The organism is Thermohalobaculum sediminis (assembly GCF_023487995.1).
Taxonomy (GTDB): Bacteria; Pseudomonadota; Alphaproteobacteria; order Rhodobacterales; family Rhodobacteraceae; genus Thermohalobaculum; species Thermohalobaculum sediminis.
In genome coordinates this window covers 181,085-195,964 of the sequence record NZ_JAMFKN010000005.1, presented here as the reverse complement: position 1 = coordinate 195,964, position 14,880 = coordinate 181,085, and the positions used below count along the sequence as shown (strand labels likewise).

At 72.5% G+C, this 14,880-nt stretch carries 15 protein-coding genes and 1 tRNA gene; 10 read left to right on the top strand and 6 right to left on the bottom strand.

The genetic code is table 11. From position 1 onward, the window contains the following. Positions 1 to 46 precede the first annotated feature (46 nt). From M1105_RS12315 to M1105_RS12295, 5 genes are all read left to right on the top strand, one after another. Complete coding sequence (locus M1105_RS12315) at positions 47 to 1,060, top strand: glycosyltransferase family 2 protein (RefSeq protein WP_249580670.1); 1,014 nt, start codon at positions 47 to 49, stop codon at positions 1,058 to 1,060. Continuing rightward, a complete protein-coding gene (locus M1105_RS12310) occupies positions 1,050 to 1,502 on the top strand; it encodes a GtrA family protein (RefSeq protein ID WP_249580669.1) in 453 nt (150 codons plus the stop codon). Before M1105_RS12315 ends, M1105_RS12310 begins: the two co-directional genes overlap by 11 nt. After that, a complete protein-coding gene (locus M1105_RS12305) occupies positions 1,499 to 2,794 on the top strand; it encodes a glycosyltransferase family 87 protein (protein WP_249580668.1) in 1,296 nt (431 codons plus the stop codon). The genes M1105_RS12310 and M1105_RS12305 overlap by 4 nt, the downstream gene beginning before the upstream one ends. Before the next feature lie 72 nt (positions 2,795 to 2,866). Then, positions 2,867 to 3,520 (top strand): ImuA family protein, encoded by a 654-nt coding sequence (locus tag M1105_RS12300; RefSeq protein WP_249580667.1) that lies wholly within the window; start codon positions 2,867 to 2,869, stop codon positions 3,518 to 3,520. 6 nt (positions 3,521 to 3,526) lie between these two features. Next, a complete protein-coding gene (locus M1105_RS12295; protein ID WP_249580666.1) occupies positions 3,527 to 5,185 on the top strand; it encodes a Y-family DNA polymerase in 1,659 nt (552 codons plus the stop codon). A gap of 52 nt (positions 5,186 to 5,237) precedes the next feature. On the opposite strand, the gene M1105_RS12290 is transcribed toward M1105_RS12295, so the two are convergent. Then, a tRNA-Thr gene (locus tag M1105_RS12290) sits at positions 5,238 to 5,313 on the bottom strand. Between the two features lie 695 nt (positions 5,314 to 6,008). On the opposite strand from M1105_RS12290, the gene M1105_RS12285 reads away from it, so the two are divergent. Further along, a complete protein-coding gene (locus tag M1105_RS12285; RefSeq protein WP_249580665.1) occupies positions 6,009 to 6,569 on the top strand; it encodes a hypothetical protein in 561 nt (186 codons plus the stop codon). 134 nt (positions 6,570 to 6,703) lie between these two features. Here M1105_RS12285 and M1105_RS12280 read toward each other — a convergent pair whose 3' ends face one another. Next, positions 6,704 to 7,123, bottom strand: a complete 420-nt coding sequence (locus M1105_RS12280) for a (R)-mandelonitrile lyase (RefSeq protein WP_249580664.1) — start codon at positions 7,121 to 7,123, stop codon at positions 6,704 to 6,706. 193 nt (positions 7,124 to 7,316) lie between these two features. Here M1105_RS12280 and M1105_RS12275 point away from each other — a divergent pair, with 193 nt between their 5' ends. Together M1105_RS12275 and argF are read left to right on the top strand one after the other, a co-directional pair. Continuing rightward, complete coding sequence (locus tag M1105_RS12275; RefSeq protein WP_249580663.1) at positions 7,317 to 8,504, top strand: aspartate aminotransferase family protein; 1,188 nt, start codon at positions 7,317 to 7,319, stop codon at positions 8,502 to 8,504. After that, positions 8,501 to 9,430, top strand: a complete 930-nt coding sequence (gene argF, locus M1105_RS12270) for an ornithine carbamoyltransferase (RefSeq protein WP_249580662.1) — start codon at positions 8,501 to 8,503, stop codon at positions 9,428 to 9,430. The genes M1105_RS12275 and argF overlap by 4 nt, the downstream gene beginning before the upstream one ends. A gap of 465 nt (positions 9,431 to 9,895) precedes the next feature. Here the strand turns inward: argF and M1105_RS12265 are convergent, their stop codons facing one another. Both M1105_RS12265 and M1105_RS12260 read right to left on the bottom strand, forming a co-directional pair. Continuing rightward, positions 9,896 to 10,102 carry a cold-shock protein gene (locus M1105_RS12265; protein WP_249580661.1) on the bottom strand — a complete coding sequence of 69 codons (207 nt, stop codon included), beginning with the start codon at positions 10,100 to 10,102 and terminating at the stop codon, positions 9,896 to 9,898. Between the two features lie 163 nt (positions 10,103 to 10,265). Beyond that, positions 10,266 to 10,703 (bottom strand): NUDIX domain-containing protein, encoded by a 438-nt coding sequence (locus tag M1105_RS12260; protein WP_249580660.1) that lies wholly within the window; start codon positions 10,701 to 10,703, stop codon positions 10,266 to 10,268. 77 nt (positions 10,704 to 10,780) lie between these two features. Between M1105_RS12260 and hslO the strand changes: the two genes are divergently transcribed. Together hslO and M1105_RS12250 are read left to right on the top strand one after the other, a co-directional pair. Then, positions 10,781 to 11,782, top strand: a complete 1,002-nt coding sequence (hslO, locus tag M1105_RS12255) for an Hsp33 family molecular chaperone HslO (RefSeq protein WP_249580659.1) — start codon at positions 10,781 to 10,783, stop codon at positions 11,780 to 11,782. A gap of 20 nt (positions 11,783 to 11,802) precedes the next feature. Continuing rightward, on the top strand, positions 11,803 to 13,008 hold the full coding sequence (locus M1105_RS12250) for an MFS transporter (protein ID WP_249580658.1): 1,206 nt from the start codon (positions 11,803 to 11,805) through the stop codon (positions 13,006 to 13,008). 6 nt (positions 13,009 to 13,014) lie between these two features. On the opposite strand, the gene M1105_RS12245 is transcribed toward M1105_RS12250, so the two are convergent. Further along, a complete protein-coding gene (locus M1105_RS12245; protein ID WP_249580657.1) occupies positions 13,015 to 13,767 on the bottom strand; it encodes a maleate cis-trans isomerase family protein in 753 nt (250 codons plus the stop codon). A 3-nt stretch (positions 13,768 to 13,770) separates the two neighbouring features. Then, positions 13,771 to 14,820: a threonine aldolase family protein gene (locus M1105_RS12240; protein WP_249580656.1), complete on the bottom strand. Its 1,050-nt coding sequence runs from the start codon at positions 14,818 to 14,820 to the stop codon at positions 13,771 to 13,773. Between the last annotated feature and the right edge of the window lie 60 nt (positions 14,821 to 14,880).

Below are 14,880 nucleotides of genomic sequence, written 5' to 3'. Positions count from 1 at the left end.
TGCGACTCTGCCGGCCCGATGTCGCGATGGATGGCGCGAAACGACGATGGACGCGGTAGAGGACGATTGCGGCGCGATCGGGAGCGGCGGGCTGCCCGTTGCGGGCGCCCGGCTCGATCCCTTCCGGCTCAGCATCATCGTGCCGATGTTCAACGAGGAGGAGGCGGTCGACCCCTTCCTCGACCGCCTGCTGCCCGTCGTCGCGGGGCTCGCGGGCGATTTCGAGGTGCTCTGCATCGACGACGGCAGCCGCGACGCGACGGTGGCCCGCGTCCTCGCCCGCCGGGGAGCCGAGCCGCGCGTCAAGCTGATCGCGCTCGCGCGCAACTTCGGCAAGGAGGCCGCGCTGTCGGCCGGAATCGACCATGCGGAGGGCGACGCCGTCGTGGCGATCGACGCGGACTTGCAGCAGCCGCCCGAGCTGATTGGCCGAATGATCGAGCGCTGGCGTGAAGGCTTCGATGTCGTGGCATGCACCCGCACCGACCGCTCGGCCGACAGCCGCGCGCGCGGCTTTGTGAGCCGGACCTTCTATCGCGTCTTCAACCGCATCGCCGAGCAGCCAATCCCCCCCGAAACCGGCGATTTCCGCCTGATGGACCGCGCCGTGATCGACGCCCTGCGGCAGTTGCCCGAACGTAACCGCTTCATGAAGGGGCTGTTCGCCTGGGTAGGGTTCCGGGTGACGACACTCCCCTACGACCATATCCAGCGGACTGCGGGAGCCAGCAAGTTCCGCTTCTGGAAGCTCTGGAACTTCGCGCTCGACGGGATCACCGCCTTCTCGACCTTCCCGCTCAGGGTCTGGAGCTATCTGGGCTTCGCGGTTGCGATCCTCGCGATCCTCTATGCCAGCTTCATCGTCCTGCGCACGCTGATCTTCGGCGCCGACGTGCCGGGCTTCGCCTCGATCCTGACGGCGGTGCTGTTCCTCGGCGGCGTGCAGCTGATCTCGCTCGGCATCCTCGGGGAATATGTCGGGCGCATCCTGGTCGAGACCAAGCGCCGGCCGGTCTATCTGGTGCGCGCCGCCTGGGGGATCGGCTCCGATGCGGGCTGAGGTGCGGCGCGCCCGGGGCGCGGCGGCGGCGGGGTTTGCCGGGCGCTTCCTGCGCTTCGGCATCGTCGGCGTCGCGGCGACGCTCACCCATGTGCTCGCGCTCACCGCGCTGGTCGAACTCGGCGGCGTCGACCCGCGGCTCGCGAACCTCGCAGGCTTCGCGCTGGCCCTGCCGGTCTCGTATCTGGGTCACTATCACTGGAGCTTCGGCTCGACCCATCCGCATGGCGAGACGGCGATGCGCTTCGTCGTGGTTTCGCTCTCGGCGCTCGCGGGAAGCCAGGCGCTCATGCATCTCGCGCTCGACGTGCTGGGGGCGGGTTATGGCGTCGGCATCGTGCTGATGGTCGTGGTGATGCCTGCGGTCAACTTCGCCGTCCAGCAGGCGCTGGTCTTTCGCCGCAGGCGGCGAATGAACCCGGATCGCGAGGATCGCGCATGATCCGCCCGGCGCCGGCACGAGTCCTCCTGGACCTCCTGCGCTGGACGAACCGGCTCGGCGACCGGCTTGCCTATGCCGCGATCCTTTTCGGCGCGACCCTGACGGTCGTCCTGCTGCTGCTCGTGCTCGTGGTGATCGCGAAAACGCCGGGGATGCTGCAGACTTTCGTCCCCGATTTCTCGGCCTTCTGGGCGGCGGCGGCGCTGACGCTGGATGGCACGCCGGCGCTGGCCTATGACTGGGAGGCGCATCGCGACATCCAGACGGCGCATCTCGAGGCCGAGTACCGTAACTGGATGCCTTGGCATTACCCGCCGCATTTCCAGCTTCTGGTCACCCCGTTCGGCCTGCTTGCGCCGGCGCCCGCGCGCGCGGTCTGGATCTTCGTGACGCTCGCGGGGTTCCTGATGGTGGTGCGGCGCATCCTGCCCGGACGCGCGCCGATGCTCGCGGTGCTGCTCGCGGGGCCCACCATCGTGATCCTGGTGAACGGCCAGACCGGCTTCCTCACGGCCGCGCTGACGGGGCTTGCGCTGCTGTGGTGGCACGAGCGGCCCGTTGCGGCGGGCGCGGCGCTGGGCCTGCTCGCCGTCAAGCCGCAGCTTGCGCTCGCCCTGCCGGTCGCGGCGCTTGCCGAGGGGCGGTGGCGCCTTCTCGCCGCGGCGACGGCAACGGCCCTCGGCCTTGGGGCGCTCTCGGTCGCGGCGCTGGGCGCCGAGACCTGGCGCGCCTTCTTCGCGGCCATGGGGCGCACGGCCGAGATGTTCGCCGATGGCAAGGTGCAGTGGCAGCTCTACGGCTCGGTCTATGGCCGGCTGCGCCTCGACGGCTTCGACTTCGCGACGGCGATGGCGGTGCAGGGGCTCGTGTCCGCCGCGGTGCTGTGGGTGATGCTTCGGGCGTTGCGCAGGCCTGGCCTGGCCGATGACGCGCGGGCCGCGCTGATCGCCTATGCCTGCATGGCGATCTCGCCGCGCGTGCTCGATTACGACATGCTCACGCTGTTCGTCGGCGGGCTGTTCCAGATCCGCCACGCCCGTGCGAGAGGCTTCTTTCCCGGCGAGTGCCTCGTCCTTGCGCTCGCGCTCGGGGGCTCGATGGTCGATCTCGTGCTGCTCATGCATTTCGCGAGCGACATCAACTTCGTGCTCGCGCCGTTCCTCCTCGGCGCGCTGGTGCTGGGCGAGCGGTGGCGCGAGCGGCAGACGGCGCGGCCGCCCCTCGCCGCGCCGCCCAACCAGCCCGAAGATCGCGAGCCGGCCATGATCATGGGCGCCCCGTCGGTCGACTGATGACCGGCACGACCGGGCCACCGGGATCCACGGCGCTGGACCTTGGCGGTCGAATCGCGATAAGAACACAACATGAACAAAGCCGTTTCCGACATGCTGCGCACTGCGCCCCCGGCCCCGGCCGGGCTGGCGTCCGCGGCCTTACGGCGCGGGGCGGGCGCCGCCCCTCCGGCCGGGCCCGCGACGGCCCTTCCGCCCGGCGCGCTGCTGGCCGAGGCATCGCTCGCGGCGGGGCGGCTGCACGAGGCGACGGGGCCGGGGCGGCGGGCCTTCGCCGCGGCCATCGCAGGCGGACTCGACGGGCCGGTGCTGTGGCTGATCGATGCGCGGCTGCGCGAGATGCTCTGCCCGCAGGGGCTCGCCGGGCATTTCGACCCCGCCCGCCTGATCCTGGTCCGGCCGGTGGGCCGGCTCGCCCTTCTGCAGACGATGGAGGAGGCGCTGCGCTCGGGCGCGGCGCCACTGGTGGTGGCCGAACTCGACCGCGCCGCCGACCTCACGCAAAGCCGGCGCCTCCAGCTCGCCGCCGGGTCGGGAGGCGGGATCGGGCTCTGCCTGGTGCCGGAGGGCGGGCTCGCCACCAACGCGGCCGAGAGCCGCTGGCACGCAGCCCCCCTTCCATCGCCGGGCGGCAGCGCGCGCCACGGCTGGACCCGGATCAAATCCCGGCATGGCCAGCCCGGCAGGTGGGAGGTGGTTCTCGGGCGGCACGCCGCGCCCGCCTGAGCGCCGATGACGCGGCGGCGCTTCATCTCGGTCGCGCTCCCCCATCTCGGCGCCGAGCACGGCCTGAGGCGCGAGGGGCTGAGGGGCGCCGGGCGTCCCTTTGCCATCGCGGGGGCCGAGGGGGGCGCGCTGCGGCTCGTCTCGGTCAGCCGTGCCGCGGCGGCGGCGGGGCTCGGCCCCGGCATGGGGCTTGCGGATGCGCGCGCGATCTGCCCCGTCCTCGCCACCCGGCCGGCCGAGCCCGAGCGCCTCGCCGACTTCCGCCGCGCGCTGGCGCAGTGGGCGGGGCGGTTCTCGCCCCTCGTGGGGCTCGACACGGCCGCGCCGGGGGCGGGCGCTCTCGTGCTCGACGCGACCGGGGCCGCGCATCTGTTCGGCGGCGAGGGAGGGATGCTCGTGGCGCTGGCCGAGGGGCTGGAAGGGCTGGGCCTGACCGCCCGGGTGGCGATGGCCGACACCCGCGGCGCGGCCTGGGCGCTGGCCCATTTCGGGCGCGAGAGCCCGGCCATCGCGCCCCCCGGCCGGACCCGCGCGGCGCTCGCGCCCCTGCCCGTCACGGCGCTGCGGCTCGATCCCGCGACGGCGGGCGCGCTCGCTGCCTCGGGGCTGGCCACGGTGGGCGATCTCGCGGGGGTGGCGCGCGGCCCGCTGGCGCGGCGCTTCGGCATCGAGGCGATGCGCCGGCTCGACCAGGCGCTGGGTGCCGAGCCCGAGCCGGTCTCGGCGCTCGCCGCCGCGCCCATCTTCGCCGCCCGCCTGTCGCTGCCCGAGCCGATCGGCCTCGTGCCCGATGTGATGGCCGGGCTCGGGCGGCTGCTCGACCGGGTGTGCGCGCAGCTCGAACGGGCCCGGATGGGGGCGAGGGCGATGCGCCTCAGCGCCCGGCGGGTCGATGGCGCCGATCAGGCCGCGCTGATCCGCCTCGCCCGCCCGCTGCGCGACCCCGCGCGGCTGGGCGCGCTATTCCGCCCACAGGTCGAGGCGCTGGATGCGGGCTTCGGCATCGACGCGCTGCGGCTGGAGGCGGTCGAGACCGAGCCGCTGGCTCCCGCCCAGACAACCGCCGCGCTGGGCGCGGCCCACGCCACCACCGACCTGGGCATGGGATCCGCGCGGCAGGGTCGGCGGGATGCCGCAGCGGACGATCGCCTCTCCGACCTGATCGCCCGCATCGGCAACCGCATCGGCTTCGAGGCGGTGATCCGCCTGCTGCCGGCCGAGAGCCACATCCCCGAGCGCGCCTTCACTCTGGCCGCCGCCGCCTGGTCCGAGCCCGCGCGCTGGCCGGGGCCGGGCGCGGACGCGCCGCCGCGCCCGATCACGCTGTTCCCGCCCGAACCGGTGACCGAGCTCGCCCCCGCGGGCGGCTGCCCGCAATCCATACCCGCGGGCGGCTGCCCGCAATCCTTGCCCGCGGGCGACCGCCCGGCCTCCCTCCCGGCACGCCCGCCCGCCCGCTTCCGATGGCGCGGCCGCACGCTTGCGACGCTCGAGGCCACCGGCCCCGAACGGATCGCGCCGGAATGGTGGTGGGACGATCCTGCCTGGCGCACCGGCACGCGCGACTACTGGCGCGTCGACACCGCCGAGGGGCCGCGCCTGTGGCTGTTCCACACGCCGCAGGCAGACTGGCCCACATGGCAGGTGCAGGGCGAATTCGCCTGAGGCCGGGGAGCAGGCGCGGCCACAATGCCCCGCGCCACGGCAACGGCGGCTATGGTGCCGGTTGAGGGACTCGAACCCCCGACCTTCGGTTTACAAAACCGCTGCTCTACCAGCTGAGCTAAACCGGCGCCGCCCCCGCGTGCAGGCGCCCGCTTCCGGGCCGGCCCTGCCGGGTCGCGCGGCGAACCTAGTCGAAACCCGCCCGGCCTGACAAGCAGGCCCGTTGGCGGCGTGCCGGCCGCCCGCGCCACGGCACTCGGCCGACGCCTGGCGCGCACCGGCGGCAGCGCGATGCCAGGCCCGACAGTCCTAGACCGGCACGGCCATGGGTGGCGCGGACAGGCGGCCCGAGCGCGGCGCAGGGCGCCACCCATGGCCCGCGGTGATTCGCGGCCCGTCACCGATGGCGCGATTCTCCGAGGAATCTTTCGCCCAAAGATTGAGCAGGCCCGGCCCGACGCGGCGGCGAGGCACATGAATCCGAGCCGTATCCCGCGTTTTCGTTGATTAACGATCAATTAAGGATGACACTTCAAGTTGCGTGCCGGGGCGCAAGGAATGGGTAGATACCCTTGCAAGATTCCGGTCGATCGAGCCGCGACCGCCAGATTCCAGGTGTAGCGGCAGAGTGTATTTGCTTGCTGGTCGCCCTGTTTGCCACGTTGACCAGCCCGCGCACCCCGGCGGTGGCCGGTGTCGCCTGCTGCGTCGACCATCCTTTGCGGGGCCCGCGCAAGGTCGAGCCGTGCGTTCCGAGAGAGAGCCGCAAGCGCGGCTCGAGTTTTCGTATCTCGCTTCCCCGCGTGGGGTTCGGAGCTTCGAGATGGACACGACCTATTCCTTTGGCGCCGCCATCGTCATCGCCGCTGCTGCCCTGACACTCACGGGTTATGACCGCATCACGCTCGACGCCGCCGCGCCCGAACCTGCCCCGCTGGTGGCGCCGCAGCCGGCCAGCGTCACCGCGGCCGCCGTGCGCCTCGACCCGCCGCCCAACGCCCTGCTCTGCCAGGAGCGCACGGCCGAGCTCCGCGTCGCCTCGGGCGCACCGCTCGAGGATTTCCTCGACGAGTTCTTCCTCGTCTCAGACCCGCGCGAGACCTGCCGGATGGACGGCCTCGCCGCCAAGGGCCGCTACGACCCCGAGTCGGGACGCTGCTACACCCTGCGCACGCCCGGCACGGGCGAACCCGACTTGCCGCTCGTCTGCTCCGAGGAGTTCAGCCAAGGGCCCGACGGCGTAACGGTCGGGAAGGTGCGCTGCTCCGGCTGGGACCGCAGGATCGAGACGGGGGCCGATGGCGGCTTCAGCCTGACGCTCGCCACCGGCGACACCGGCGCGCCCGCCGCGCGGGTCAGCAGCGGTAGCTGCCGCTCCCTCTGAGCACATCGCGCGCCGCGCCGGGCCAACGCGCGTGAGCTTCGCGCGGGGCTTGGCGTTCGCTGCAGGCCGATCTCCCGGCGCTCCCCCTTCCTGCGCCGGGCACCGATCCGCCGGGCCATCGCGGCGGGTGCGGTTCAGTCCACTGCCGCCTCGCCCGGCGCGCGAAGGTAGTCCTCGTCGCTCACCGGCCCCAGCCAGTCCGCCGCGCGCCCGCCTTCGCGCTCCTGGATCGCCAGATGCACCATCCCCGTCTGCGGCGCCGCGCCATGCCAGTGCCTGACGCCGGGCGGGATCCAGACCGTGTCGCCCGGCGCGATCTCGCGCACCGGGCCGCCCTCCTCCTGCACCCGCCCGACGCCCGACAGCACATGCAGGGTCTGACCCAGCGGGTGCGTGTGCCAATGCGTCCGCGCGCCGGGCTCGAATGACACGCGCAAGGCCATCACGCGGGCGGGGTCGGGCGCCTCGACGACAGGATCCTGCCACACCGTGCCGGTGAAATACTCCGTCGCCGCCCGCCGCGTCGGCCGCGTGCCCGCGCGCATGATCTGCATTGCGTCCTCCCGTTCCATCTCCCCGCCACTCTACGCGGCCGGGCCCGCTTGGCCAGCCCGGTCCGATTGACTTGCCCCCGGCCCTGCGCGATAAAACCGCATCGCGCGCCCCACGGGCACCTGCCCCCGGGGCGCGCGCTTTCTTTTGTCCGATCCGCGTGTTGCGCGCGGACCCATGAGGGGAGACTGCCCGGTGATTTCGCCCGTGATGCCCACCTATGCACGGGCACCGCTCGAGTTCGAGCGGGGCGAGGGCGCGTGGCTGATGACGACCGGGGGCGAGACCTATCTCGACTTCGGCGCCGGCATTGCCGTGAACGCGCTCGGCCATGCCCATCCGAAGCTGATCGCGGCTCTGGAGACGCAGGCCCGACGCGTCTGGCACCTCTCGAACCTCTACGAGATCCCGCAGCAGAAGGCGCTGGCCGCGCGCCTCGTCGAGACCACCTTTGCCGACACCGTGTTCTTCACGAACTCGGGCGCCGAGGCGATGGAGTGCGCCATCAAGACCGCGCGCAAGCATTTCTCGGCGAAGGGCGAGGACCGCTTCGAGATCATCACCTTCGAGGGCTCGTTTCACGGCAGGACCATCGCGACCATCTCGGCCGCGGGGGCCGAGAAGCTGACCAAGGGCTTCGGCCCGCTGCTGCCCGGCTTCCGCCACCTGCCCTTCGGCGACCACGACGCGCTCCATGCCGCCATCGGGCCGCAGACCGCCGCCATCCTGATCGAGCCGATCCAGGGCGAGGGAGGCATCCGGTCGGTGCCCACGCAGTGCCTGCGCGGCCTGCGCGAGCTGTGCGACAAGCACGGGATCCTGCTCATCCTCGACGAGATCCAGTGCGGCATGGGCCGCACCGGCACGCTCTTCAAGCACGAGCAGGCGGGCATCGCGCCCGACATCATGGCGGTGGCCAAGGGCATCGGCGGCGGCTTTCCGCTGGGCGCTTGCCTCGCGACCGAGCATGCGGCCTCGGGGATGGTTGCCGGCACGCATGGCAGCACCTATGGCGGCAACCCGTTGGCCTGCGCGGTCGGCCTCGCGGTGATGGAGGAGGTGGCGAACGAGCCCTTCCTCGCCGAGGTGCGGCGCAAGTCGGGCCTCATCGCCCAGCGCCTTGGCGAGCTTGCCGACGAGCACGCCGACATCGTCGAGGAGATCCGCGGCGAGGGGCTGATGCTGGGCCTGAAGATCCGCGAGGGTACGGCCTGCGGCGACGTGGTGCAGGCCGGGCGCGACGCGCATGTGCTCACCGTCCCGGCGGGCGACAACGTGGTGCGCATCCTGCCACCGCTCAACATTCCCGACGCGGACATCGCCGAGGGCGTGCGCCGCCTCGGTGCGGCGCTTGCGGCGGTCAAGGCGAAGGCCGGGGCATGAGACATTTCCTCGACCTCGACCTCGTCGCGGCGGGCGAGCTGCGGGCGATCCTGGGCAAGTCGCAGGCGCTCAAGGACGCCCGCGCGGGCCAGCCCCGGCTCGCGCCCGACGCCGAGCAGCCGCTGGCCGGCCGCATGGTCGCGCTGATCTTCGAGAAGCCCTCGACCCGGACCCGCATCTCGTTCGACTGCGGCATCCGCCAGATGGGCGGGCAGACCATGGTGCTCTCGGGCAACGAGCTGCAGCTCGGGCATGGCGAGACCGTGGCTGACACGGCGCGGGTGCTGTCGCGCTATGTCGATGCCATCATGATCCGCACCTTCGCGCCGGAAACGCTCGAGGAGATGGCCTCGGCCGCCTCGGTCCCGGTGATCAACGGGCTCACGAACCGCTCGCATCCCTGCCAGATCATGGCGGACGTGATGACCTACGAGGAGCGGAAGGGCCCGATCCGCGGGGCGCGGATCGTCTGGACCGGTGACGGCAACAATGTCTGCGCAAGCTGGATCCACGGCGCCGAGCGCTTCGGTTACGAGCTTGTCATCACCGGCCCCGAGACGCTGGACCCCGACCCCGAGATCGTGGCGGCCGCCCGCGCCGGGGGCGCCGTGATCACCTTCGAGCGCGACCCGATGAAGGCGGTCGTGGGGGCCGATTGCGTGATCGCGGACACGTGGCTGTCGATGCACGACGACGTGACCGCCCGCGACCGCCGCCACAACCAGCTCAAGCCCTACCAGGTGAACGCGGCCCTGATGGCCCACGCCAAGCCCGACGCCATCTTCATGCACTGCCTGCCCGCGCATCGCGAGGAGGAGGTCACGTCGGAGGTGTTCGACGGCCCCCAGTCGGTGGTGTTCGACGAGGCGGAGAACCGGCTGCACGTGCAGAAGGGGGTGGTGCGGTGGTGTCTGGGGGTGTTGTGAGGGGGCGGCCAATTATTGGGCTACGCTATGTTTCCCAAAATCCTCTGAAGCGCCACTCGCTCCGAACCTGTACATCCACAACCTATCGACTGCGTGATCACCGCATCACTCGCAGCGTTGTTGTCGCGCTGTATCAAATCCGGGGCTCATACCGCAGGGCGGGGTTCACCCCAACAATCGAGGCACGGCCAGTGGCGGGGTGAACCCCGCCCTGCGGCGACGCGCGCTGTCCCATATCCGTGTTGCCCCCGGCGTGCCGGGTGCGCCGCTTTCTCGGGCAGCGGGAGGCACAAGTCGGTCGCTCGTTCACATGCTCGCTGACGCATCCGGCTAGACGGCCGTCCTTTCCCATCGGAGCCGTGACCCGAATTTCACGCGCGACGCCCCCCAAAAAGCGAAAACCCCCGCGGCCCGCGCCCCGGGGGTCCCGTCTCCAAGGCCGCCCTCTCGCGGCCGAACCAGCCCTCAGGCCAGCTTCAGCTCGCCGGCCGAGCTGCGGCCCTGGCGGTCGGTGATCAGCTCGTAGGTGATCGCCTGGCCGTCATTGAGGCCGTTCAGCCCGGCGCGCTCGACGGCCGAGATGTGGACGAACACGTCCTTGCCGCCGTCGGCGGGCTGGATGAAGCCGTAACCCTTGGTCGCGTTGAACCACTTCACAGTGCCCTTGGCCATGTGAGGTCTCCTGTCTAGTCTCGCCGCCCGCGGGATGCGGCGGCTGTGGCAGCAGTCGGCAGCGGTTCGAATGACTGCGGTCGGTAGACAGACAGGTCAGTTCAACAGTGCAGAAAGTGCCGGCGAAATATGCCCGCGATCGCGGGGCATTGCAAGACGCCGCTCAGATCAGCCCCTGCCGGCGGGCAAGGCGCACCATCTCCCGGTCGCCCTCGACATGCAGGGCCCGCGCGGCCTCGTCGGGCGAAAGCCAGACCGGAACGTGGCCGGGCTCGGAGGGCGGGCCGAGGCGGCGCACCGCGCGCGCCATGTAGACCGACTGCACCTTGCGCGCCCAGTAGCCGTAATCCCAGAGCCACGCATAGCGCTGGAAGGCCGTCAGCCGCCGCGGGTCGGCGATCAGCCAGCCGGTCTCCTCGCGCACCTCGCGGTGGAGCGCGCGGATCGGGCTCTCGCCGGGGTCGATGCCGCCGCCGGGAAGCTGCAGCTCGTCCTCCTGCCAGACCGCCAGAAGCCGCCCCTCGCGCAGCGCCAGCACATAGGCGCCGCGCCGGTCGCGATAGGGGCGTCCGGGCGCCCAAGGCTCGCCGATGCGTCTCATGGCGCCCCTTCTGCCAGATCGCGCGGGCCGCGGGAACGGGCTTTTCACCGCAGGGCCGAGGGACTATGTGGAGCGCCATGTTCCAGACACAGCCCACCCCCCGTCCCGGCGACGACACCATCCTGCCCTTCGGGCTCGACCGATCCGCCATGCGCGGCCGGGTCGCGCGGCTCGACGGCACGCTCGACCGCATCCTCACGGGCCACAACTACCCGGCGCCCGTCGCGGCGCTGGTGGCCGAGGCCGTGGTGCTGACCGCCCTGATCGGCCAGGCGGTGAAGCTGAGGTGGAAGTTCAGCCTGCAGATCCGGGCCGAGGGCGCGATCCGGCTGGTCGCGACCGACTACTTCGCGCCCGAGCGGCCCGGCGAGCCCGCGCGGATGCGTGCCTATGCGGGCTTCGACCCCGAGGGCGTGACGGCGGACGGCGCGCCCTTCGGCCTGCTGGGCGCGGGGGTCTTTGGCGTGACCATCGACCAGGGCGCGGACATGCGGCCGTACCAGGGCATCACGCCGCTGACCGGCGGCAGCCTCTCGGCCTGCGCCGAGACCTATTTCGCCCAGTCCGAGCAGCTCGCCACGCGCTTCCATGTCGAGGCGGCCGAGGAGGTGGGCCCCGGCGGCGCGCGGGCATGGCGCGCGGGCGGGCTGATGCTGCAGCAGCTTCCCTCGGCAGGCGGGCACGCGCCCGATGCGCCCTCGGGCGAGGAAGGGCTGATGACCGCCGACGACGTCGCCGCGATGGGCGCCCGCGAGGAGGACTGGAGCCGCGCCGCGATCCTGATGGCGACCGTCGAGACGCACGAGCTGATCGGCCCGCATGTAACGATGGAGCGCCTGCTCTACCGCCTGTTCCACGAGGAGACGCCGCGGGTCCACGCGCCCCAGCCGGTCGCCTTCGGCTGCACCTGCTCGGCCGAGCGGGTCGAGCGGGCGCTGGCGCAGTATTCCGCCAAGGACATCGGCCACATGACGACGCCGGACGGCCGCGTGACCGCCGACTGCCAGTTCTGCGGCGCGCATTACGAGTTCGCGCCCGAGACGCTGGGCTTCGAGGCCACCGCCCGGCGCGACGCCTGAGACCGGCGGGGGCGGGGACGATGCGCGCGGGGGCCGGGGAGGACGCGCTGCCGGGCAAGACCCGCGCCATCGTGCTGATCGCGCTCGGTCAGGTGATGGCTATGAGCCTGTGGTTCGTCTCGGCCGCCATCCTGCCGGAAATCGTCGCGGAATCTGGCCTCGGCCCCGGCGCGGGGGCGGCACTGTCGAGCGCGGTGCAGGCGGGCTTCGTCGCGGGCGCGCTGGGCTCGGCGGTGCTGGGGCTCGCGGATCGGTTCGACCCGCGCCGCCTTTTCCTGGTGTGCGCGCTCGTCGCGGCCACGGCCAATGCGGCGCTGATCGTGCTGCCGCCGGGCGGCGCGGGGCAGGTCGCGATGCGGTTCCTGACCGGCGTCTGCCTCGTCGGCGTCTATCCGGTCGGCATGAAGATCGCGGTGGGCTGGGGCACGCGCGACCGCGGGTTCCTCGTGAGCCTGCTGGTCGGCGCGCTGACGGTGGGCTCGGCCGCGCCGCACCTGATCGCCTTCGCGGGCGGAGCGGACTGGCGCGCGACGGTCGCCGTCACCTCGGCGCTGGCCGCGCTCGCGGGCGTGCTGATGCTGGGCGTGGGGCTCGGCCCGCACCATGCACGGGCCGGCGCGTTCGACCCCCGCGTCATCGGCCTCGCCTGGTCCGATCGGCGGCTGAGGCTCGCCTATGCCGGGTATCTCGGGCACATGTGGGAGCTCTACGCCTTCTGGGCATGGATCGGGGCGGCGGCGACCGTCTCGTTCACGATCGCGGGCGACGCGGCTGCGGGCGAGACGGCGCGGCTGGTGGCCTTCGCCGCGATCGCCGTGGGCGGGCTCGCCTGCGCGCCCGCGGGGCGGTTGGCCGACCGCATCGGCAAGGCGCGCGTCGCGCAATGGGCGATGATCGGCAGCGGTGCGGCCGCGCTCGCCACCGCCGCGAGCTTCGGCGGGCCGGTGTGGCTGACGGCGGCCGCCCTGATCCTGTGGGGGCTTGCCGTGATCCCCGACTCGGCACAGTTCTCGGCGCTGGTGGCCGACGCAGCGCCCCGCGAGGCGGCGGGGAGCCTGATGACCTTCCAGACGGCGCTGGGCTTCGGCCTCACGATCCTCACCGTGCAGGTGACGCCGCTGGTGGCCGCCTCGATCGGCTGGCCCGCAACGCTCGCGGCGCTGGCCATCGGTCCCGCGCTGGGGGTCGAGGCGATGCGGCGGCTGATCGTGCTCCAGCGCAGCTGATGCGGCTCAACCCGTCCGCGCCCACAGCGCGCCCCACGCCCCCGGCCGCGGCGCGACACCGGCAAGGGCCGCAATCCGCCAGGCCAACGCCTGGTTCGAGGTGACCAGCGGAACACCCGCCCGCGCCTCGATCGCCGCGACATGGTGGACCGTGCGCAACGTGGTGCAGGAGAGGAACACGGCATCCACGCCCGGCGAGAGCGCCGTAACCGCGTCCGACAGCGCCGCCGCCGAGATTCGCGCGGCTCTCGTGTCGGACTGCACGAAGAAACTGGCGGCGCGCGCGACCTCGAAACCGGCGGCCTCGAAGGTCAGGGCAAGCCGCTCGGTCACCTCGGCCACATAGGGCGTCGCCAGTGCGATGCGGCGCGCCTCCAGGGCCCGGCAGGCGGCGAGGCCCGCCTCCATGGGGTTCGTGACCGCAGCACCCGGGCAGGCCGCGCGGATGCGCGCCGCCACGCCGTCCGAACCGATCAGCATCGCCGCCGAGGTGCAGAGATAGGCCACCGCGTCATAGGGCACGGCGCCGGGCAGGCGCGAGGCGGCCTCGGTCAACCCCTCGGCCATCGCGGAGAGGCTCTCGGCGGTGATCGTGTCGCTGTTGGGGATACGGGTCTCGTGGATCGCGACGCCCGGCCCGGCCAGCACGGCGCGCATCTCGTCGGACGAGGTTTCGTCGGAAGCGAGCGAGACGAGCCCGATGCGGCGCGCGGGTCCCGCCTCGAAGGCGGTTGAGAGCGTTTCGATCTCGCGCGCCACCCCTCAGCCCCGCAGCGCGTCGAGGAAGCGGTCGACGTCCTCGGGCGTCGTCGCAAACGAGGTGACCAGCCGGATCTCGACCGGCGCGTCGCCACCCCCCTCGGGCACCTGCGCCTTGGGCCAGAGATAGTAGCGCGCGCCCGCCGCCTGCAGGCGCCTGTGCTGGGCGAGCGTGATCCGCGCGAAGATCATGTTGGCGTCGATGGGGTTCAGCACCCCCGCCCCCGCCGCAGCCAGCCCCGCCGCGAGCCGGTCCGCCATCGCGTTCGCGTGCCCCGCGAGGCGCAGCCACAGCCCGTCCTCGAGCCAGGCCAGCATCTGCGCCGCGACGAAGCGCATCTTCGAGAAGAGATGCCCGCCGCGCTTGCGCCTCAGCTCGAACTCCCAGGCGCGGGCGGGGTCGAACAGGATCACCGCCTCGGCCGCCATGGCGCCGCACTTGGTGGCGCCGAGGCAGAGCACGTCCACCCCCGCGCGCCAGGTCAGGTCGGCGGGGCGCGCATTCATCCGCGCCACCGCGTTCGAGAAGCGCGTGCCGTCCATGTGGACCGGGATGCCCGCGCCCTTTGCCAGATCGCACAGCGCCGCGATCTCGGCGGCTGTGTAGGTGGCGCCAAGCTCGGTGGCCTGCGTGATCGACAGCGCCCCCGGCTGAGCCGAATGCACGACGCCCGGCTGCGCCGCGTCGAGTGCCGCGGCCAGCGCGTCCGCACCGATCTTCGCCTCCGCGCCCCGGATCAGGCTCAGCTTCGCGCCGCCCATGTAGAATTCGGGCGCGTTGCATTCGTCCTGCTCGATATGCGCGGCCTCGTGGCACCAGACACGGCCCCAGGGCGGGCAGAGACAGCCCAGCGCGAGCGCGTTCGCCGCCGTCCCCGTCGCGACCAGGTAGACGCGCGCCTCGGGCGCCTCGAACACCTCGCGCACCCGCGCCTCGACCGCGCGCGTCAGGTCGTCATTGCCATAAGGCATGGCATATCCTCCCGCCGCGGCGCCCATCGCGGCGAGAAGGTCGGGCGCGATGCCCGAGGCGTTGTCTGAGGCAAAGAACATCGGGGCTGATCCTTCGGCGGCAGGCAGGGTTTTCCGGGCGGGGCGGCAGGATGCACCGCC

Coding starts and splice junctions, on each gene's coding strand:
- M1105_RS12285 (WP_249580665.1), top strand. CDS start 6,009: ATGGACACGACCTATTCCTTTGGCGCCGCCATCGTCATCGCCGCTGCT.
- M1105_RS12295 (WP_249580666.1), top strand. CDS start 3,527: ATGACGCGGCGGCGCTTCATCTCGGTCGCGCTCCCCCATCTCGGCGCC.
- M1105_RS12310 (WP_249580669.1), top strand. CDS start 1,050: ATGCGGGCTGAGGTGCGGCGCGCCCGGGGCGCGGCGGCGGCGGGGTTT.
- M1105_RS12250 (WP_249580658.1), top strand. CDS start 11,803: ATGCGCGCGGGGGCCGGGGAGGACGCGCTGCCGGGCAAGACCCGCGCC.
- hslO (WP_249580659.1), top strand. CDS start 10,781: ATGTTCCAGACACAGCCCACCCCCCGTCCCGGCGACGACACCATCCTG.
- M1105_RS12260 (WP_249580660.1), bottom strand. CDS start 10,703: ATGAGACGCATCGGCGAGCCTTGGGCGCCCGGACGCCCCTATCGCGAC.
- argF (WP_249580662.1), top strand. CDS start 8,501: ATGAGACATTTCCTCGACCTCGACCTCGTCGCGGCGGGCGAGCTGCGG.
- M1105_RS12300 (WP_249580667.1), top strand. CDS start 2,867: ATGAACAAAGCCGTTTCCGACATGCTGCGCACTGCGCCCCCGGCCCCG.
- M1105_RS12315 (WP_249580670.1), top strand. CDS start 47: ATGGACGCGGTAGAGGACGATTGCGGCGCGATCGGGAGCGGCGGGCTG.
- M1105_RS12265 (WP_249580661.1), bottom strand. CDS start 10,102: ATGGCCAAGGGCACTGTGAAGTGGTTCAACGCGACCAAGGGTTACGGC.
- M1105_RS12305 (WP_249580668.1), top strand. CDS start 1,499: ATGATCCGCCCGGCGCCGGCACGAGTCCTCCTGGACCTCCTGCGCTGG.
- M1105_RS12240 (WP_249580656.1), bottom strand. CDS start 14,820: ATGTTCTTTGCCTCAGACAACGCCTCGGGCATCGCGCCCGACCTTCTC.
- M1105_RS12280 (WP_249580664.1), bottom strand. CDS start 7,123: ATGCAGATCATGCGCGCGGGCACGCGGCCGACGCGGCGGGCGGCGACG.